17 protein-coding genes and 2 pseudogenes are annotated in these 18,969 nt (G+C 51.7%); 13 read left to right on the top strand and 6 right to left on the bottom strand.

Annotation, left to right across the window (positions count from 1 at the left end; all coding sequences use genetic code 11):
- Positions 1 to 11: 11 nt before the first annotated feature.
- The 4 genes from KP806_RS24460 (at position 12) to KP806_RS24445 (ending at position 3,682) form a co-directional block, all read left to right on the top strand.
- Positions 12 to 1,100 (top strand): toxic anion resistance protein, encoded by a 1,089-nt coding sequence (locus KP806_RS24460; protein ID WP_224726378.1) that lies wholly within the window; start codon positions 12 to 14, stop codon positions 1,098 to 1,100.
- Positions 1,101 to 1,337: 237 nt separating this feature from the next.
- Positions 1,338 to 1,907, top strand: a complete 570-nt coding sequence (locus KP806_RS24455) for a hypothetical protein (protein WP_224726377.1) — start codon at positions 1,338 to 1,340, stop codon at positions 1,905 to 1,907.
- 293 nt (positions 1,908 to 2,200) lie between these two features.
- Positions 2,201 to 2,995, top strand: coding sequence for a TerC family protein (locus KP806_RS24450; protein WP_224726376.1), 795 nt, complete (start codon positions 2,201 to 2,203; stop codon positions 2,993 to 2,995).
- Positions 2,996 to 3,085: 90 nt separating this feature from the next.
- The gene (locus KP806_RS24445; RefSeq protein ID WP_224726375.1) at positions 3,086 to 3,682 is read left to right on the top strand and encodes a thymidine kinase; all 597 of its coding nucleotides are present in this window, start codon (positions 3,086 to 3,088) and stop codon (positions 3,680 to 3,682) included.
- Between the two features lie 307 nt (positions 3,683 to 3,989).
- Here KP806_RS24445 and KP806_RS24440 read toward each other — a convergent pair whose 3' ends face one another.
- Entirely contained in the window at positions 3,990 to 4,223 is a 234-nt protein-coding gene (locus tag KP806_RS24440) for a hypothetical protein (RefSeq protein ID WP_224726374.1), read from the bottom strand.
- A gap of 533 nt (positions 4,224 to 4,756) precedes the next feature.
- Between KP806_RS24440 and thpR the strand changes: the two genes are divergently transcribed.
- Entirely contained in the window at positions 4,757 to 5,326 is a 570-nt protein-coding gene (thpR, locus tag KP806_RS24435) for an RNA 2',3'-cyclic phosphodiesterase (RefSeq protein WP_224726373.1), read from the top strand.
- Between the two features lie 195 nt (positions 5,327 to 5,521).
- Entirely contained in the window at positions 5,522 to 7,402 is a 1,881-nt protein-coding gene (gene htpG, locus KP806_RS24430; RefSeq protein WP_224726372.1) for a molecular chaperone HtpG, read from the top strand.
- Between the two features lie 294 nt (positions 7,403 to 7,696).
- Here htpG and KP806_RS24425 read toward each other — a convergent pair whose 3' ends face one another.
- A complete protein-coding gene (locus KP806_RS24425) occupies positions 7,697 to 8,146 on the bottom strand; it encodes a hypothetical protein (RefSeq protein ID WP_224726371.1) in 450 nt (149 codons plus the stop codon).
- Between the two features lie 114 nt (positions 8,147 to 8,260).
- Between KP806_RS24425 and KP806_RS24420 the strand changes: the two genes are divergently transcribed.
- A complete protein-coding gene (locus KP806_RS24420) occupies positions 8,261 to 8,992 on the top strand; it encodes an aminoglycoside 3'-phosphotransferase (protein WP_224726370.1) in 732 nt (243 codons plus the stop codon).
- Positions 8,993 to 9,082: 90 nt separating this feature from the next.
- Here KP806_RS24420 and KP806_RS24415 read toward each other — a convergent pair whose 3' ends face one another.
- The 3 genes and pseudogenes from KP806_RS24415 to sigJ all read right to left on the bottom strand — a co-directional run bounded on the left by KP806_RS24415 (position 9,083) and on the right by sigJ (position 14,859).
- Positions 9,083 to 13,321: a GH32 C-terminal domain-containing protein gene (locus tag KP806_RS24415; RefSeq protein ID WP_224726369.1), complete on the bottom strand. Its 4,239-nt coding sequence runs from the start codon at positions 13,319 to 13,321 to the stop codon at positions 9,083 to 9,085.
- Positions 13,322 to 13,508: 187 nt separating this feature from the next.
- Positions 13,509 to 13,828: pseudogene (locus tag KP806_RS24410) on the bottom strand (helix-turn-helix transcriptional regulator); the annotation flags it as partial.
- Positions 13,829 to 13,998: 170 nt separating this feature from the next.
- Positions 13,999 to 14,859 (bottom strand): RNA polymerase sigma factor SigJ, encoded by an 861-nt coding sequence (gene sigJ / locus KP806_RS24405; protein WP_224726368.1) that lies wholly within the window; start codon positions 14,857 to 14,859, stop codon positions 13,999 to 14,001.
- A 168-nt stretch (positions 14,860 to 15,027) separates the two neighbouring features.
- Between sigJ and KP806_RS24400 the strand changes: the two genes are divergently transcribed.
- The 6 genes and pseudogenes from KP806_RS24400 to KP806_RS28040 all read left to right on the top strand — a co-directional run bounded on the left by KP806_RS24400 (position 15,028) and on the right by KP806_RS28040 (position 18,745).
- The gene (locus tag KP806_RS24400; RefSeq protein ID WP_224726367.1) at positions 15,028 to 15,507 is read left to right on the top strand and encodes a carboxymuconolactone decarboxylase family protein; all 480 of its coding nucleotides are present in this window, start codon (positions 15,028 to 15,030) and stop codon (positions 15,505 to 15,507) included.
- A gap of 19 nt (positions 15,508 to 15,526) precedes the next feature.
- On the top strand, positions 15,527 to 16,282 hold the full coding sequence (locus tag KP806_RS24395; protein ID WP_224726366.1) for an SDR family oxidoreductase: 756 nt from the start codon (positions 15,527 to 15,529) through the stop codon (positions 16,280 to 16,282).
- Between the two features lie 120 nt (positions 16,283 to 16,402).
- On the top strand, positions 16,403 to 17,044 hold the full coding sequence (locus KP806_RS24390) for an FMN-dependent NADH-azoreductase (protein ID WP_224726365.1): 642 nt from the start codon (positions 16,403 to 16,405) through the stop codon (positions 17,042 to 17,044).
- A gap of 124 nt (positions 17,045 to 17,168) precedes the next feature.
- Positions 17,169 to 17,864, top strand: a complete 696-nt coding sequence (locus KP806_RS24385) for a hypothetical protein (RefSeq protein ID WP_224726431.1) — start codon at positions 17,169 to 17,171, stop codon at positions 17,862 to 17,864.
- Between the two features lie 139 nt (positions 17,865 to 18,003).
- Positions 18,004 to 18,438, top strand: coding sequence for a GMC family oxidoreductase N-terminal domain-containing protein (locus KP806_RS24380; RefSeq protein WP_263575868.1), 435 nt, complete (start codon positions 18,004 to 18,006; stop codon positions 18,436 to 18,438).
- Positions 18,333 to 18,745, top strand: a pseudogene (locus KP806_RS28040) (GMC family oxidoreductase). Before KP806_RS24380 ends, KP806_RS28040 begins: the two are co-directional and overlap by 106 nt.
- A gap of 8 nt (positions 18,746 to 18,753) precedes the next feature.
- On the opposite strand, the gene KP806_RS24370 reads toward KP806_RS28040, so the two are convergent.
- Positions 18,754 to 18,969: hypothetical protein (locus KP806_RS24370; protein WP_224726363.1), on the bottom strand; the 216-nt coding region annotated here is incomplete at its 5' end.

The raw sequence follows: 18,969 nt of genomic DNA, 5'->3' as shown, positions 1-18,969 counted from the left end.
GGAAAACGACGATGGCAACACAGCTCGTGCAAATTAAAAGCGAGGACCTGAACAAGCTGGAGCAAGAGGTGCAGAGCACCATGCAGAAGGTAGCGACGACAGACGCGATGCATCTGGATACCCTCATGGACGAAATTACGAAAAAAGGCCAAAAAACGCTGGAGCGTTCCAGCCAGACGCTGACGATGCTGGAGCGTCCGTTATCCGACCTGATGTCCGGCAAGCGGAACGAGGTTGCGAACAATATGCTCAAGCTTCGCAGCGAGGTGGAGGATCTCAGCCGCAGCAAGCAGCTGAGCCTCGTTCAGAAGCTGCTGCGCAAAGCGCCGATGAAAAATTACATTTACAAATATCAATCGGCCAAAACGAACGTCGAGGTCATCGTGAAATCGCTTCGCGACGGCCGGGACAATCTTGAAGAAAACGTCATTCACATGAGAAATTTGAAGCGGAGCAGTCTGGACAACGTCTACGATCTTCAACTGCTTGTCGAATACGGGAACCGGCTGAAAGCGATGTTCGAGGAAGAGATCGCGAAGCCGGAGAACGAGCACCGGAAATCGTATTTGGAGCGCGGCCTGCGTAAGGTCGTCACGAAGCTTCAGACGTATACCGAAATGATTATGCTGTACCAGCAGGCAATTGCGGCGACGGATATCATTAACGACACGAACGACAAGCTGATGGACGCGCTGGACAGCTCGATCGACAAGACGCAGCATTTGATGTCGGTGTCCGTGCTGATCGCAAGCGCGATCGACGATCAGATGAAGGCAATCGAAGCGGTAAATTCGACGAACGAAATGCTCGGCAACCAGTTTGCGGAAAACGCCCGATTGTTGAATGAGACGAGCGCGAAGGCAAACCAGGCGCTCACGAAGCCGGCCATGAGCATGGAGCTTGTGGAGCGCGCCATGAACGATCTGTTCTCGGCCATGGACAAATACGAGAATTCGAACCGTCAAATCATTCAAACGGTATCGCAGCAGACGGAGAAAATGACCCAAATTAACCAGCAGGTCGGACAGCGGCTGGGCATTCAGGGCGGACCCGGCCGCGGAGAGCTGCCGGCCGGAGCCGCCAAAGGCTTTTTGGAATAGAGTAGAGTTACGCTTGTCATAATCGAGCCATAGCCGGCATAGCCTTAAAGAAAAAATGAGGTGATCTGGCTATGCTGGGTTCAATCGTTCTAGGTATGCTCGTGCTTGTGCTGATTGTGGTCGCAAGCTCGGAGAAGGCGGAAGGAATTATGGAGCAGTCCAAATAAGCTCTGTCTGCGTATCCCGCCCATTTGGTATAATAGGGAAAAATCTGCCGTTTAACCGGAGGGATCGCGAATGGAGTTTACGTATGAAATCGTTTCGGAGACGAATATTAACGTCCGCTTCGTGTACGGCGGGGAATGGTTCACCTTCGATCTCTTCAACCAGGACCGGCAGTGGATTCTTCATCCCTTCGATTCCTCGTTGATCCGGAACAGGGATATGAGCAGGCTCGTCATTTCCGATCTGCTGCAGCACAAGCCCTTTCAGGTTATGCTGGCGAAAGAAGGCATCATTTTGTCCGAGCTTGCCGTATCGATTCCGCTCGATGATCCGGAGGAAGAGGAAATCGCCTATGAGGAAATCGTCCGGAACGGCCGGTATCCGGGTCATCTGTTTGACGAGCGGCAGGGGCTCGGCTTCAGCACCAAGGAGCCCGATCTCGATCATCTGATTGAGGAGTATGACCTGGAAGATTTAATCGCGATGGAAATGCAGTTTCTCGAGGATCGCCGGGATCTATACAATCAGATACTAAATAAAATGTTTATGGCCGATTTCGGTCCTTCCGATCCCGAGTTCAAGCGGGTGCAGCAAATCGTCCGAATATACGGCGAGGCGGCGGCCAAGCTGGGGGAAGCGTGAGCCCGAATATTTTTTTAAAAAAAGTGAAACCTATGTTAAAATAGGCTCGTATCAACATGTATGCGAATAGCAGAGCATTGAATACCGGTTAGTACCAAGCTCCAAAGGGGAGTAGCTGCCACAATAAAGTCGTCAATACGAGAACTGACCTTCTCCGGCTTTATTGGCAACGTGAATGCGTTGTTAGCGAGACCTTTGCCTATCCAAGGCAAAGGTCTCTTTTTTTGGGCTTTTGCTCCGATGGACGGCGCGGCGCTTGGGTAACAACCGAACACAAACAAGGAGGAAAAACAATGGATTTAGCATTATTGTTGGAGTACGGCTGGGTACTGCTTGTCTTGGTAGCCCTTGAAGGCCTGCTGGCGGCGGATAACGCGCTCGTACTCGCGATCATGGTTAAGCATTTGCCTGACGAACAGCGTAAAAAAGCGCTGTTCTACGGCTTGGCGGGAGCATTCGTCTTCCGTTTCGGTTCCTTATTCGTCATCTCGTTCCTGGTGGACGTATGGCAGGTGCAAGCGATCGGCGCACTGTATCTTTTGTTTATTGCCTTAAACCACATTTTCAGAAAGTTTATCGTGAAGAAAGCGGAGGAAGAATCCGCAGGGGAAGAGAAGAAAGCAGGAAAATCGAGCGGCTTCTGGCTGACGGTACTGAAGGTCGAAGTGGCGGACATCGCATTCGCGGTCGATTCGATTCTCGCGGCGGTTGCGCTGGCGGTCGCACTCCCGACGACGAATCTGCCGAACATCGGCGGAATGGACGGCGGACACTTTATCGTCATTTTCCTTGGCGGCTTTATCGGACTTGTCATTATGCGTTTCGCGGCTACCTTGTTTGTCAAGCTGCTGCACCGCAAGCCCGGTCTTGAAACGGCGGCATTCGTTATCGTCGGCTGGGTAGGCGTAAAGCTCGCCGTGTACACGCTGTCTCATGAAGCGGTAGGCTTGATCCCGCATGATTTCGCACACTCGACGGCCTGGAAGCTGACGTTCTATATCGTCCTCGTACTGATTGCGGTTGTCGGCTACTTCTTGTCGAGCGACAAAGAAAAAGACAACGAGGGCGTAGCGGAAACGGCGCATTAATCGGATTGTTTCAAAGGCGAGTCCCGGTGTCGATAACGATGTCTCTTCCTGTATAATAGGTGTATTGAACTGTTTCTGGAGGAGATGGGATTGGCTCAGCTTTATTACAAATATGGAACGATGAACAGCGGCAAATCGTTCGAAATTATTAAAGTGGCACATAACTACGAGGAGCAGGGCAAGCCGGTCTTGATTTATTCGCCATCCGTCGGCGCGAGGGGCGGCGAGGACCGGGTCGGCTCCAGAGTAGGGTTCGAGCGGGCGGCAATTCCCGTCCATGAGGATACGGACCTGTTCGAAAACGTGAAATCGCAGATCGAGGCCTCGGCCCACGACAACATTTATTGCGTCCTCGTCGACGAAGCGCAGTTTTTGAAGAAACATCAGATCATCGGTCTTACCAGAATCGTGGATGAGCTGAATATACCGGTCATGGCTTTCGGCCTGAAGAATGATTTCCAAAATCGGCTGTTTGAGGGGAGCTACAATTTGCTCGTCCAGGCGGACAAAATCGAGGAAATTAAAACGATCTGCTGGTACTGCGACCGGAAAGCGACGATGGTCATCCGCTTTCGCGACGGACAGCCGATGAATGAAGGCGCTCAGATTCAGATCGGCGGCAACGAGGATTATAAGCCCGTCTGCAGGCGCTGCTACAACGAGGCTTTCCGGACGGCGCAAGCTTGAGGCTCGAACCCTTTGCGGGTACTTACAGCTAGGCATAGGAAACAAAACGGACACCCTCCGGCACAGGCGTCGAATCAGCTTTTGAGGCTGATTCGGCGTCTGGGTTCATGGGGTGTTTTTGCTGTTGTTTATTCTCGGAAGAATGAGTTTTGATATACGATGTAAGCGTTGTCGCGGCCGTTTACGGGGTATGCCATAACGGTCAGGGAGTGGACAAACATGAGGTAGGGGCTTCGCCAAAGGTCTGAATGGACCTGGCGCAAGCCCCTTTCGTGTGGAGACTTGACGGTACACGTAACGGGAATGCTTATTTCGAGCAGCGGGTGATGCCGAGATGCCAGCTGTCGGAGCGGCTTAAGAAGCGGGTGTTTTTCGCCGTATTTACGGCGCTTACCGTCAGGAAAATGATGACATCTTCGCTGCTTTTGTTGTGGAAGAGCACTTTGTTCGGCTTCAGATCGCCGAAGCCGCCTTTGGCGATGAAGACGCCGGGCGACGGATTCGCCTCGATTTTGATAGCAAACGCCTCATTGTTGAACAAGAAAATAACGCTCCTTAACGTCAGCTTTTGCCCGCCTTTGACGGTCAGGACAATTTGCTGCAACAGAAAGTTTTGGCGCGGAGCGACCCTTACGGCTTTGGTTCCGCCTACGATTCCGTTGAGCTATAGCATTCTCTACCACCTCCATGAACTCTCTTATACAAGCTATTCGCTAGAGTCCGGATTGGTAACGGGCTGGAAATCTATTTTTACGACGGCACTTGATACCAATGCACTTACTGCAGCAGAAACCTAACATGGAGTCGGCTTTTTGGAGCTGGCCTGCACTTTTGCAGCAGAATTGCCCTCACAGAGCTTGATTTGGCGATTTTGGAGGAATCTGCTGCAGAAACTGCAGCGGAGCGGCAAGCTGGCTGGTTATTGCTTGATTCCAATGCACTTACTGCAGCAGAGCCGTGCGGATTATAATAGTAGTGGCAGGATTTTCGATAGGGCGGGAATGTTTTGCCGCAAATTCATCCATAATGGATCTAGTTCGATCAACTAGCCTATAGAGGAGGTTTAAGGAGCAAATGACGAAATCAGACGAAGCCGCGATGCGTTTGTTCGTTGCCTTGCCTGCGCCGCCGCCTGTCGCGGACGAGCTGGAGTGCTGGACCCGGGAGCAGAAGAAGAGGTTGTCCTTCCGCAAATGGACGCACCCGCGTGATTACCACCTTACGCTGCAGTTTCTCGGCGATGTGCCGGTGAGCCGCGCGGAGGAGCTGGCGGGTGCTCTTCGCACGGTGCAGACGGGTCCGATCCGATTGGAGCTCGGCGGGATCGGCACCTTCGGCCAGCCGTCCGCGCCCCGCGTGCTGTGGGCTTCGGTGACCGGCGATCTGGAACGGTTGACGGCGCTTCACAAGGCGGTAACCGAAGCGACCGCACCGCTGGGGTTCGAGGCGGAGAGCAGGCCCTATGCGCCGCATATTACTTTGGCGAGAGGTTTTGCCGGCGGGTCGCCCGAAGGCGGCTTCGGGGAATTGGCTGCGCCGTCCGGCGCGGGCTGGGTGGCAGACCGCTTTGTACTTATGCGCACGCATATGCATCAATCGCCGATGTACGAGGTGATCGGTGAGTTCCCTCTGGCGGGTGAGTAAGCAGAAGCAGACGTTCAGTAAGCTAATTTTCGGGCTTAGGGGAAAGACTGGCGCTCCCCTGCCCTTTTCCGCCTGCGCGCAACTTATTGACATGGAAATTTAAGATATGATATATAAAAAGAAGGGTTAGCACTCATCTGGTTCGAGTGCTAACCGGCAAAACGGCTGATTTTATAATCGAAGGGAGTCTTAACCGTGGTTCAAAAGCAGTTCCAGGCAGAATCAAAGCGATTGCTGGAGATGATGATTAACTCCATTTACACGCAGAAGGAGATTTTTTTAAGAGAGCTGATCTCCAACGCAAGCGACGCCATCGACAAAATCTATTATAAAGCGTTAACCGACGATTCGCTCGTTTTCAACAAAGAGGATTACTATATTAAAGTAACGGCCGATAAGGCTGGCAGAACGCTGACGATCTCGGATACCGGCATCGGCATGACCGAGGAAGAGCTGGAGAACAATCTGGGCGTTATCGCGAAGAGCGGCTCGTTTGCGTTCAAGAAGGAAAATGAGCTGAAGGACGGCCATAACATTATCGGCCAGTTTGGTGTAGGCTTTTATTCCGCTTTCATGGTAGCCGATGAGGTAATCGTGACGACGAAAGCGCTCGGCAGCAGCCAAGCGTACAAATGGGTATCAAACGGGGCGGAAGGCTATACGATCGAGCCTGGGGAGAAAGAGTCGGTCGGCACCGAAATCGTGCTGAAAATCAAGCAAAATACCGAGGACGAGCAGTATGACGAGTTTTTGGAGGAATACCGCTTAAGGTCCATCATTAAGAAATATTCCGATTTTATCCGTTACCCGATCAAGATGGACGTCTCCGGCCAGCGCCCGAAGGAAGGCGACGACAAGGAGCTGGAAAGCTACACGGAAGAGCAGACCGTCAACAGCATGGTGCCGATCTGGCGCCGGAACAAAAACGAGCTCAAGGACGAGGATTATGAGCAGTTTTATTTCGAGAAGCGCTATGGCTTCGACAAGCCGATCAAGCATGTGCACATCAGCGCCGACGGCGCCGTCGTCTACAACGCGATTTTGTTCATCCCGGAAAATACGCCTTTCGACTATTACACGAAGGAATACGAGAAGGGGCTTGAGCTGTATTCCAATGGCGTCCTGATTATGGACAAATGCGCCGACCTGCTTCCGGACTATTTCAGCTTCGTGAAGGGCATGGTCGACTCCGAGGATTTGTCCTTGAACATTTCCCGCGAGCTGCTGCAGCATGACCGCCAGCTGAAGCTGATCGCCAAGAACATCAAGAACAAAATCAAAGGCCAGCTGCAGAGCCTGATTAAGGACGAAAGAGACAAATACGAGAGCTTCTACAAATCGTTCGGCAGACAGCTGAAGTTCGGCGTCTATAACGACTACGGCATGAACAAAGAGGATCTGCAGGATTTGCTTCTGTTCTACTCCTCTAAAGAGAAGAAGCTGGTCTCGCTGGACGAGTACGTCTCGAGAATGCCGGAGGATCAGAAGTTTATCTACTACGCGTCCGGCGAATCCGTGGAGCGTCTGGAGAAGCTTCCGCAAACCGAGCTGGTATCCGACAAGGGTTATGAAATTTTGTTCTTCACCGACGATATCGACGAGTTCGCGATCAAAATGATCGGCAAATACAAGGAAAAAGAATTCAAAAACGTATCGAGCGGCGACATCGGCATCGAACCCGACGAGAGCGAGAAGCCGTCCGAGGCGGAGGAGAACGACAACAAGGAACTCTTCGAGCAAATGCAGGCGATTCTTGGCGGCAAGGTCAAGAGCGTCAAAGCGTCGAAGCGGCTGAAGAGCCATCCGGTCTGCTTGTCCGCTGAAGGCGAGCTGACGATCGAGATGGAGAAGATTCTGAAGGCGATGCCGAACGCCGGGGACGTGAAGGCCGACAAGGTGCTGGAAATCAACGTTAACCACGACGTGTTCCAATCGCTCAAAGCGGCCCATGCCGGAGACAAGGAGAAGCTGAGCCTGTACACGAACCTGCTGTACAGCCAGGCGCTTCTGATCGAAGGCCTGCCGCTGCAGGATCCGGTGGAGTTTACGAACGACGTTTGCAAAATTATGGTTTAAAATGAACGGCAGCCGGGAGCATGCATGCATTGCGTGCCCTCGGCTGCCGTTTTTGTTTGTAGGGAGGCTAACGAACCTCACAGGCTTTATTCGGGTGATTTGAGCCGCATTCCAAGCCTAACGAACTCTGCTATCGTTATTGGGGTGAACAGCGGCGGAATAGCCCCGATTTTCGAGCAATAACGTCACCTGAGTTCGCTGGAAATTAAAATATTCCGATTGATGACCGATAACGATGACTGGGTTCGTTACGTTAGCCCAATTGGCGGTTCCTATCTTATATGCTTATAATAGTTACAGATGGCATTTTTTTCGGAATTGAGGAACATTTTTTTGCGATAAAATCCGAGCCGCTTTTTTCAAATCGGACACATCTACAAATATCCTATTGTTTTCTCCGGTGTATATGGCTATGACTCTTACCTTGCAGCTTAGGGCTCCGAATAGAGCGCCCAGTCCGCCAGGAACGCCTGGTGCGATTCCATGTACTTGAATGACCTTTTTCTCTATGAACCTGACGCAATAGGATCGCAGCACCTTTCTTAAGATCCGAAGATCGTTTGCGCTTTCTGCCTCAACAGAACCAAGTACGAGTCTGACCAGATAACAGCGTTTGGTTTTTTTGGACAGATCAAATCCATTAATGTTTACTCCCTTTTCGGCAATGCTGCTTAAAATACAATGAAGCGTACGGTCCGGTGCAATAAACGTAAATTGTGTGCGGATGGAAATTCGGAACCCCAATGCGATCACCCCTATGAAATAAAGTCTACTAAAATAGTATTCTAGTATTCCGAATAGGAGCTCGGCACTTATCTGCCTCAGCCGCCTATTTACCGCACACATAGGAGGGGAAATATGAAAAAAACGGAAGTCTCGTTTGATATCGGAACCTCACCGCCGGCAATCGCACGATATATGCAGAGCGCCGCGATTTACGACAGCAGTTGTTCAGAAACGGCTAGGACCCTTTTTGTGAAGGGTGCGCAAAGCGCTTTCTTAAAAATAAGCCCCAAAGGCACGCTTGAACGGGAATATAAAATGACGGATTTTCTGCACAGCTTCCAAGCAGCGCCGAAAGCGATTGCCTATGAATCGGATTCGGCTTACGATTATTTATTAACGGAGGTAGTAAGCGGCGATGACGGCGCGGAGCAGCTGCATCTTGAAAATCCTGAAAAGCTGGCAGCCGTATTCGGCCAATATTTAAAAATGCTGCACTCCCTTCCCGTCGAGGGCTGCCCGTACCGCAACAGGACGACGGAGCTGCTGAATGATGCAATTAACAAAGGGATCGACCTGAGTGCCGTACATGAAATCGCGTATTCCCCGGTCGATAATGTGATTATTCATGGCGATTACTGTTTGCCTAACATTATTATGGACCATTTTGCGTTCAAGGGCTTTATCGATTTAGGAGACGGCGGGGTAGGAGACAGGCATAACGACCTTTATTGGGGGTTATGGACGCTTCGGTATAACTTGAAGACTGATAAATACAAGGACATCTTTTTGGATGCTTATGGAAGAGAGAAGATTGATGCTGCCGGTCTGAATTATTTTACGAGGCTGATGGAGCTGGCCGGTTAGCACAGGGATTGCATCAAAGGTGCTTTGTCCGATGTTTACTTAGACAAGCAGCGAGGGGCAGACGTCATGTTGACGCCTGCCCCTTATCAATTACAGCTTAACTAGCTGCCACTTCTGAGCGGGTGATCCGTTGCCCGAGTAGATTTGCACGTTCGTGCCGTCGGCGGTTCCGCCGCTTGCGACATCGAGCGCTTTGCCGCTGTTTGATGCTTTCAGCTCAAAGGTACCGTCGCTGTTCGGCGAGATGATCCACTTCTGATTGGCATTGCCGAGGCTTTGCCACACCTGGACGTTCGCGCCGTCACCGGTACCCGCCGCGTCAAGCGCCTTGCCGCTGGCTGCCGAGGTGAGCGTGTAGGTGCCGTCCGTATTGTCCGTTAACGTCCATTTCTGGTTATTGTTTGCAAGCCAGGACCAAATTTGAACGTTGGACCCGTCGGAGGTGCCGGCCGCGTCAAGCGCCTTGCCGCTGCCGGTGTTGGTCAGCCGGTAGACGGCGCCGTTCGTCAGCTCCGCCCACCAGTATACATTCTGATAATGGACGATGCCTCCGAACGCGTTTAGCCCGAAATAACCGCTGGAGAACGCGCTGTCGTTTACGTCGATAGCAGGCGTCGCTGCTTGATCGAAGTAAACCTTTATATTCGTGCCGCTGGCGACAATTTTGACATGATACGTTCTGCCCGGCTGAATAAAGGCAGGAGCGCTGGCCAGCATCTGGCTCGGGCTGAAGCTGCCGTTCAGCTTGTAGAACAGGCGGATCATGCGGAAATTCGGATCTACGTTGAGGTAATACCCGCTAGACCCGTCCGAATTGGAGCGGAAGAGCAGGGAGCCTGCGCCTCCCGAGGCGTCGATGCGAATATCCGCTTCATACGTGAAGTTGTCCGCCGAGACCGTAGAAATATAGTTCGTATCTTGATCGAATGTGCCGGCAATGCCGTCCGCAGAGCTGTACCAGCGCCCGTTATCCGGCTCCGCCAAGCCGGTCAGGTTCGTGTTGAAAGCGCCTCCAACCTCAACGACGGTTTGGCCGATGATGCCGCCGGACTGCGTCACAGCCGTAATGACCGCCCGGCCGCGTGCGACGCCCGTCACGTTGGCGCTCCGGGAATCCACTGCCGACACCGTTGCAATCGCAGTGTTGCTGGAGCTCCATGTGACGTTTTTGTTGGTTGCGGTTTGCGGCAAAACGTTGACGTACAGCTGCTCGCTTGCTCCCGGCGCCAAATCGATGCGCGTACGGTCCATGACCACCTTCTGCGGAGCCGTCCCGGAGGACGGTTCGTTCCGCCAAGTATTGGCAAGCGGGTACACATTCAACGAGACAATCTTCACATTGCCGCCGTTTGTATAGAAGGTGAGCCCGTCTCTTGCGTCGCCCGGCAAAATCACATCGGAGAAGACGACCTTGCCGTCGTTCCCGAACACCTCGACCGAGGATTGGTCGACGAAAATATGCAGCTTGATCCGGTTGTTCACCGGCGCAACCGTTGCATCCTGCCACCCGGAAAAGTAGGTCGTAAAATCGTCCTTTCCGGCATCGGTCCGATTAACGAACATTTGGTTCAGTCCCGGCTTGTAGCCGACATAGGTCTTCTGATCTCCCAGCTCGCGAAGGCGGAAGCCGAATTCCGCAGAAACGCCGGTCGCCGGAAGCTCGAATTCGCCGACGATTTCATAGGCGGTGCCTGAGAAATTCGCCAATAGATTCGGCGTCGAAGGAGTGACGGTCGTATTGCTGAAGGAAGCGGCCGTTCCGCGCAGCGACTGCAGCTCGGATACCGGCGTTTGCACGAGCCGGATGCCTTCGCCTGCAAAGCTCTTAAGCGTCAGGGCTCGCGGAATGGACAGTTGCCCTTTCCACGGGCGGGTAGGATAGCTGAACGGATAGTCCCAGTTCGTCATCCACCCGAGCTGAATGCGCCGTCCGTCCGCAGCGGGGATGTCCGCGAACGACATGGCGGCGTACATATCCTTGCCCCGCTCGCTGCGAAGCACCGTTGAAGCGGGATTGTCGCTGGTGAACGTCGTTCCGTTAAAGCTGCCGACAAAATATTCCGAAGACGAGCCGTCCGTCTCCCGGACCCCTCCGGTGCTGACCGTCAGCACCCACTTTTTGTTCGCCGGATTGCCGTCCACTGGGAGCTGGAAGAAATCCGGGCATTCCCAAATTCCGCCGTGCAGGTAATCGCCGTAGCCGAATGAGCTGGCATACGTCCAGTCAAGCAGGTTCGTCGACGTATAGAACTGTACGTGATCGGCGCCGGAGACGACCATGACCCACTTGGAATGGTCTTCATTCCACACGACTTTCGGGTCGCGGAAATCCCAGCTGCCGTTTACGCCGCCCGGGTTTTCAATAATGGCGCTGCTGCCGTAGAACGACCATGTGCGGCCCTTGTCCGTGCTGTAGGCGAGCCCGATCTTTTGATTGCCCTTCGTTTTATCCGGATTAAACGAGGTGTAGTAGGCGAGCAGCCCTGATCCGCCGCCGAACAGTCCGGTGACGTCCTCCTCGTCGGCGATCGCCGAGCCGGACCATACATGTCCCATATCGTTCCACGGCAGCGCGATCGGGAGGTTTTTCCAGTTGGTGAGATCCGTACTGACCGCATGCGCCCACTTGCCGCCTTCTTGATGGAACAGATGGTATTCCCCATCATAATAGACAAGCCCGTTCGGATCGGCGACCGCGTATCGCGGCGATGTGAAATGGTATTGCGGACGATAAGGCTCGTTATACCATTCGCTTGCTTCCGTAACGAATACGTTCTGGAAATAGGCCGTGCCGTTGTAGGCGTTCATCCCGATTTTGCCGCTAGCGTAGCTTGTATTCGTCACCGATATGACCGGTGCGGCGACGCCATCGAGATATATCTTGATGCTGGAGCCGACGGCGTTCACCTCCAGATGATATGTCTTGCCCGGTTCGATCGTACGGCTTGCCGACGCGATCGTGGCGCCTCCGCTGGCGTTAAAAAGGCGCACCTGGTCGAGGTTCGGGTCGATGTTCACCACGTAGCCGGAGGTGCCAGCCGCGTTACCCCGGAAGACGAGAGCCGCCGTCCCGAGCGGGGTCGCCGCATCGACCTTCAAATCGCCCTCCAGCACAAAATCGGACGAGGCATTCTCCGCCATGCGGAACGTATTGGCCGTACCGGCGCTGACGGCTTTCACTCCGCCAAGATGCGGCGTCCAGGCTCCGCCCGTGTCGGTCCAGCCGTACAGGTTCGTGTTCAGATCGCCGATCCGGATATTTTGGAACACGGCGCTGCCGTTGTAAACGGCAAGGCCCAGCTGGCCGGAAGCGTAGCTGCCATCCGTCACCGAGATCGCCGGCGTGTAGCCGGTCGAGACCTGCGTTCCCGCCTGCTGGATGTATACCTTGATCGAGCTGCCCTCCGCGTTAATCCGGAGCTGGTAGACCTTCCCCGTATCGAGCGTCACGTTATGGGTGGCCAAGGTCACATCGCCGCTCGTCTTGAACAAGCGGAGCCGGTCCAAATTCGCGTCAACCTGGAGCCCATAGGCCTGTGTGCCGGCCGAATTGGAGCGGAACAGCAGCGTGGCGGCGGCATAGCTGCTTTCGATGATCACGTCGGATTCATACGTAAAGCTGTCCGCGCTTGTGCCGGCCATGAAGGAACCGCTCTGGCCGCTAGCCGCCGAAGCCCGCAGGCCAAGCGGGGTTGAAGTCCATGTGCCGGAGGAGGCCGTCCAGCCGGTTAAATTCGTATTTATATCGTAAGCGTTTACATTTTGGAAATAAGCCGTTCCGTTATACACGTTGTAACCGTAGTTGCCTTCGGCGTATTTGGCGTCGCTTACGGATATGGCAAGCGTGCCGGCCAAATAGACCTTGAGCGCAGGTCCGTCTGCCGTCACCTTCAGATGGTAGGCTGTTCCTGTATTCAGAGCCGTGCTGTATGGAGTTCCGACGTCCGAGCCGGTCGCCAGATCGAACAGCCGGATCCGGTCCAAATTCGGATCGACGCTAAGCGCATAACCCTTGCTGCCGTCCTCCGCCGCCCGAAACACGAGCGAGCCTACGCCGTAAGGAGTGGAAGCGTCGACCTTCACATCCGCTTCCAGCGTAAAATTCGTTTCGCTTGCCGCATTCGTCATGCTTAGCGCATTGGCGTTTGCGGCGCTGGCGCCTTTTAATCCCTCGCCGGCCTGCTCGGACCAGTTGCCCGTTACCGGCAGATAGCCGGGCACGTTTGAGCGAAATTCTGCGGCGGCAGCCGAATGAAGCGCGAGAAGCATCGAGCCGACAATGACCGCAGCCAGAAGCGAGCTCATTTTGAAGAAATTTGTTCTTCTCATCATTAGCCTTCTCCCATCATATCAAATGGATAGTGCTGTAAGCGTGTACAAGGCAGTCCGCGTAAAACCTCTTATCCGTCCGATCTTCCTCCTTTCCGGGTATACGAGCCAACGCTTTTCTTGCCGATTCTTGAGTGAGCGCCCGCTCTTCTTCGCCAGTATATAAGCAGCCTGCGCGCAAAAACTTTCAATTTCCTCTGTTTTTTCTTTTACTTTTCATAAGAAGCGGGTCATTTCTAAGCTTTCGGAAGTCTTTAGGCGTAATTTTCTGGTGTTTTTTAAATGACTGAATAAAATGATTGACATGATTAAAACCGACCCTGCGGGCAAATTCGGTTATCGTAAATTCGGTTGCTCCTAACAGCTCGCAGCTTTTTTAATACGGTACTGAACCAAGTAGCTGTAAGGAGTCATATGGATGCTTTTTTTAAAGCCGCGGGTACATTCCAAAACGTTTAAATGGGCTGCATCGGCAATTTGCTTCAAAGTTATATTGCTTGTGTAGTTGGTAATCCCGACTATTTTGGGACAATATATTTTTAATCTGCTTCTAAAATCAATCGGGGCAACTACCGTCTCGGTAGGGATTATTGGTTCTAAAAAAATAACCGCCGGTGCGTACGATTTTACGCCCGGCGGTTGTCTATTATTATCGTTCGGCAGATGAGCATAGCCGCTTAACCTACATGCTTCAGCTTATCCGGGTTCCGGATAATAAACAAGTTTTGAATGTGATTCCTCCTGATATGAAGCATCGCCACCGTATGAATTCCCTCGTTTGAACGAAGAATAAGCCCTGGTTGTTCATTAATATGTCCAATTTCAATAACCGCGACTCCTTCTTGCATAGAAGCTTGGCGTATCGGGCCAAGAAGAGCCTGCGCAACGAGTTCACGCGTTTCAATCGGCTTGACGGCGGCGGAAGCTTTGCCTCCTCCATCGGCGACAAGAACAACATCTTGATCAAGCATAGACAAGATTTGATTTGTGTTTCCTTGCTTGAGTGCCGCCATGAAGCTGTAAACCCACTCATAGTTGGCTGCTTCAGGGCGAACAAGCTCTTCGGAAGCCACTCCCATCTTTGTTTTTGCTCGGCTGAGCAGCTTCCGGCAATTCACTTCGCTTTTTTCCAGCAGCTCAGCTATTTCACGGTGCTCAAAGCCAAGCGCCTCATGAAGGACAAAAACGGCCCGTTCGGCAGGAGATAGCCTTTCAAGCAGCACGAGCATCGCATAAGACAAAAGATCTTCTTGAATGACCGAGTCCATGGAGTCATCTTCCGAACTAAGAAAGGGCTCCGGCAGCCATTCACCATAATATTGCTCACGCTGCTTTCGGGCTGACTTGAGTAAATCCTTGCAACGATTCGCGACCATTTTGCAAAGATAAGCCTTCGGCTCAGTCAGCTTCTCCTGGGGGACGTCATAGATCTTTACAAACACGTCCTGTACAACATCCTCAGCGTCGGATACCGATCCGGTCAACTGATAGGCGAGCTTAAACAACAGTCCTTTGTACTGATTGTACATCTCTTGCATGATTCCACCCCTATTTCTCATCCTATAATCACAAGACAAGATTGGGTTTTATTTTGTGACAAACAAAAATTGATCATAGCTTGTCACGGAATAAACAGGAGCATCGTTATATGTTCGTGGCACGGATTTGCAGGTGCTATTACTACAACAGAAAAGTGAGGTACCGTTATGACGCAACGTATAAATTACATGCAGCAATCGCCGGATTTTTTCAAAAAGTTAATGAGCTTAAGCAATGCCGAGAAGGAAAGCTCAATTGAAGAGAAAATCCTTCATCTGGTTCACATCAAGGCTTCGCAAATGAACGGGTGCGGATTCTGTCTGGATATGCACGTCAAGCAAGCGAAAATTCATGGGGAGAGCGAGCTTCGTCTCTATCACCTTTCGATCTGGAGAGAGTCTACTCTGTTTAGTCCGCGCGAGCGTGCGGCACTGGCATGGACGGAAATTCTGACCAGGCTGCCCGAGCATGGCGTTTCTGACGATGTATATAACCGGGTTCGCGAGCAGCTGTCTGAAAAAGAAATCTCGGACCTGACCTTCTCGGTCATGGATATCAATGCCTGGAACCGAATTAACGTCGCATTCAAAACGGTGCCCGGATCGTCCGATGCGGCATTTGGATTAACAAAAGCCGGTCTCAGCTAACAAAACCAGGAGGATGAACATGAAAATAGTTGTTATCGGCGGTACCGGACTTATTGGTAAAAACCTTGTAAGCAACCTTCGTACGCTTGGCCATGAGGTCGTGGCGGCATCGCCTTCTGCGGGCGTAAATGCCGTTACGGGTGAAGGACTGGCTGATGCGCTTAGCGGCGCTCAAGTGGTCGTAGACGTGGCGAACTCTCCTTCATTCGAAGATCAGGCAGTTTTGGAGTTTTTTGAAACGTCCACCCGAAACCTTCTAGCTGCTGAAGCGGCAGCCGGAGTAAATCATCACGTTGCGCTATCGGTCGTCGGCACCGATCGCCTTCTCCAAAGCGGTTATTTCCGTGCGAAGATGGCTCAGGAAGAACTGACCAAGGCGTCAGACGTTTCCTATACCATCGTTCGCGCGACGCAGTTTTTTGAATTTATCGAAAGTATCGCTTATGTCGCTACCGAAGGGCAAACCGTTCGTTTATCATCCGATCCTATTCAGCCCATCGCTGCGGCTGACGTTTCTGCCGCATTAGCCGATTTCACTTTGGCGGTACCTGTGAACGGCATTGTCGAGCTGGCCGGTCCGGACCGGTTTCGTCTCGACGAGCTTGCCCGTCGATTATTGAGTGTTCGGCAAGACACACGTCAGGTCATCACAGACGACAACGCCCTCTATTTCGGCGCAAAGCTGGACGAGCAATCCCTTGTCCCGGGCTACAACCCACGCATCGCTCCGACGCATTTCGAGGACTGGCTCAGCCGTTCCGTTCCTCAAGCATAATTACTATTCTTTTAAGCATAGCCGTCCTTCTCCGCGGAAGGGCGGCCATTGTTGTCACAAATACGCTCCTTCAATTGTCTTCTTTGGTGTACAGATAAAAATAACGGGAGGAACCGTCAAGTGAATAAACTGCTTATCATTAATGCCCATCCGGAGGTCGATTCCACATCTTCGTTTAGTTTAAATGTTTTTCATTATTTCATGAAAATTTATAAAGAGCAGCATTCTCATGACGAAGTCATTGAACAGATTAATTTATACGATGACGTTGTGCCCATGATAGATCAGACTGTTTTAAGCGCATGGGGAAAATTAAGAAACGGGCAGGAGCTGACAAGTGAAGAGCAACAAGTGACAGGACGCATGAACGAGGTATTGTATCAATTCAAAAGCGCAAATAAGTATATCATTGTTTATCCGCTGCATAACTTTAATATCCCATCAAAGCTAAAGGATTACATGGACAATATAATAATCGCGAGGGAGACCTTTAAGTATACCAAAACGGGGTCCGTCGGCCTTCTTAAAGATGGACGAAGCATGCTTGTGATCCAAGGAAGCGGTGCAATCTACACCAATGGCGACTGGTATACCGAAGTGGAATACTCCAATAAATACTTGAAGTCGATGTTTAATTTTCTGGGTATTGAAGATTACGAAATCCTTCGGGTTCAAGGCACTTCTATGCTGGATAAAGACGAGCTGTTGCAGAAAGCTTATAAAGAGGCAGAAGAAGCAGCTTCAATACTAGCCGTAAAATAACTTTTCAGGAGGCTGTCTCAAAAAGGTCATAAGGCGACCGGAGAGACGGCCCTTTTTCATTTGGCATAAGACCGGAACGAGACGAATCCCATAAATTATTTATGGGATGAAGGAGAGAAGCTGGATGAGGATATATGTTGCCGGTATGCATGATACCCTTCGGACGATAGCGGTCAAATATAAAGTTGATTTGTCAGCGATCACCATTCTGAATCCGCTAATTCCGGACATGGATTTTAATCTGGCAGGAATACCAGTGAACATCCCGGACGAGCCTGCCCCCGAGGAAATTATGGAACGCTTTCCTTGGAACCCGCCGCGTGAGGGATACGCGGAGCTTTGGATCCCGCTCACCCCGATCGAACAAATGGCGCAGACGGATTACGATGTGCTGATCATCGGCTCAGGAGGGGGAGGGAGCACAGTAGCCTGGAGGTTATGCGAACAATGGGAAGGCAGCGGAAAAAGGATCGGTATCGTTGAAGCGGGGGATTTATTGCTGCCTACTAATATTTTAAATATCCCGACATCCGATCTTGATGAAGTGGACAGAGTCTGGATGGATCCGAAATATTCGAAACGGATTTTGGAGGCCTTCCCGACCATAGGGGGCCGTCCGGTGCCCGTAGAATATACGATATCACACGTACTTGGGGGGAAGATGCTGCACTGGGGGGCTGCCGCTCCACGCATGGACCGCATTGATTTTGAGCAGTGGCCGGTTTCTTACAAGGAGATGGAAAACTACTACAATATCGCCGAACAGGTCATGACCGTCACCCCTTTTTTTGCAGCAGGGTCCGCAGCCGACCCGATTTGACCGTATACATTCCAACGTATTTTTCAGTTCCATCCTCTTCCTGGCCATGGCGATGAGCCGGCGGCCGGTGGATCTGGCTGTTTAAGCGCGGGTTGTCCAAGTGCTTCATGAGAAAGGGAAGGCAGTCGGCGTTCAGGTGATGACTCCGGACAAAAAATCGTATGTCATAAAATCGAAAACGGTCGTGTTGTCCGCAGGTACGCTGGAATCCCCGCGAATCTTGCTGAATTCAGGGATTGAAGGTAACGCGATCGGTTATTATCTCGCGAATCATTCCAGGCTGTCTGCCGGAGGAATCTTGGCAAGAAACGATTTGCCGGAGAATCCTGGAATACTTGATTTAGTGGTTCCCCGTACGGAAATCCGTCCTTTTTTAATACAGATTTTGTCGCTGCGGCTGCACCATTATAACGAAATACCGGTCTCAGAAAATTTAAGGGTTGGCATCGATGCTAACGGTATAGTCGAATCCAGTATGACAACAGAATCACCCTCGATCCCGTGCGAAAGGATGAGTATGGGGTACCCGAGCTGCAAATTCATTTTTCTTACAGTGATAGGGACTGGGCGTTGATCGGCCGGATGGGCGAAGCTTTAAAACAGGTCGCAACAGCTATGAATGTTACCCTTTTCGAGGAAAACGGAAGGCCCGATATGACCTTAAGGCGTCCAGGCGGAGAAAATCATGAATCGGGTACTTGCCGTATGGGGACCGATCCTGCCCTTCGGCGACAAACCTGTACGGTCAAATTCACGGCATTTCCGGCCTTTATGTCGCTGACAACAGCGTTCACCCTACGACGGGTGCCGCCCATCCGACTCTTACCACCGTTGCATTGGCGATCCGCACGGCAGATTATTTCGTTGGTCAAACCCGATAATACACATGCTAAAATTTTTTTAAAATTAGTTGTTGCTTTTCTAAAAAGATGTATGTTATGATACTTCTCGCCGCTGAAAAAAAGGCGGAAGCAAATAAGATGATTGTTCCTTGAAAACTGAACATTGAGCGATATGTTAAATAGCTAGTAACGAAATGAGTCACAAACTTTTTATGGAGAGTTTGATCCTGGCTCAGGACGAACGCTGGCGGCGTGCCTAATAC

It is taken from the genome of Paenibacillus vietnamensis (assembly GCF_020169515.1).
GTDB lineage: Bacteria > Bacillota > Bacilli > Paenibacillales > Paenibacillaceae > Pristimantibacillus > Pristimantibacillus vietnamensis.
This window is presented reverse-complemented; position numbering and strand designations above follow the sequence as displayed.

Bases quoted from the DNA above. Each gene is read 5' to 3' on its own strand.
- KP806_RS24450 (WP_224726376.1), top strand. From the start codon at position 2,201: ATGGATTTAGCATTATTGTTGGAGTACGGCTGGGTACTGCTTGTCTTG.
- sigJ (WP_224726368.1), bottom strand. From the start codon at position 14,859: ATGCAAGAGATGTACAATCAGTACAAAGGACTGTTGTTTAAGCTCGCC.
- KP806_RS24395 (WP_224726366.1), top strand. From the start codon at position 15,527: ATGAAAATAGTTGTTATCGGCGGTACCGGACTTATTGGTAAAAACCTT.
- KP806_RS24400 (WP_224726367.1), top strand. From the start codon at position 15,028: ATGACGCAACGTATAAATTACATGCAGCAATCGCCGGATTTTTTCAAA.
- thpR (WP_224726373.1), top strand. From the start codon at position 4,757: ATGACGAAATCAGACGAAGCCGCGATGCGTTTGTTCGTTGCCTTGCCT.
- KP806_RS24460 (WP_224726378.1), top strand. From the start codon at position 12: ATGGCAACACAGCTCGTGCAAATTAAAAGCGAGGACCTGAACAAGCTG.
- KP806_RS24455 (WP_224726377.1), top strand. From the start codon at position 1,338: ATGGAGTTTACGTATGAAATCGTTTCGGAGACGAATATTAACGTCCGC.
- KP806_RS24380 (WP_263575868.1), top strand. From the start codon at position 18,004: ATGACTCCGGACAAAAAATCGTATGTCATAAAATCGAAAACGGTCGTG.
- KP806_RS24415 (WP_224726369.1), bottom strand. From the start codon at position 13,321: ATGAGAAGAACAAATTTCTTCAAAATGAGCTCGCTTCTGGCTGCGGTC.
- KP806_RS24420 (WP_224726370.1), top strand. From the start codon at position 8,261: ATGAAAAAAACGGAAGTCTCGTTTGATATCGGAACCTCACCGCCGGCA.
- KP806_RS24385 (WP_224726431.1), top strand. From the start codon at position 17,169: ATGAGGATATATGTTGCCGGTATGCATGATACCCTTCGGACGATAGCG.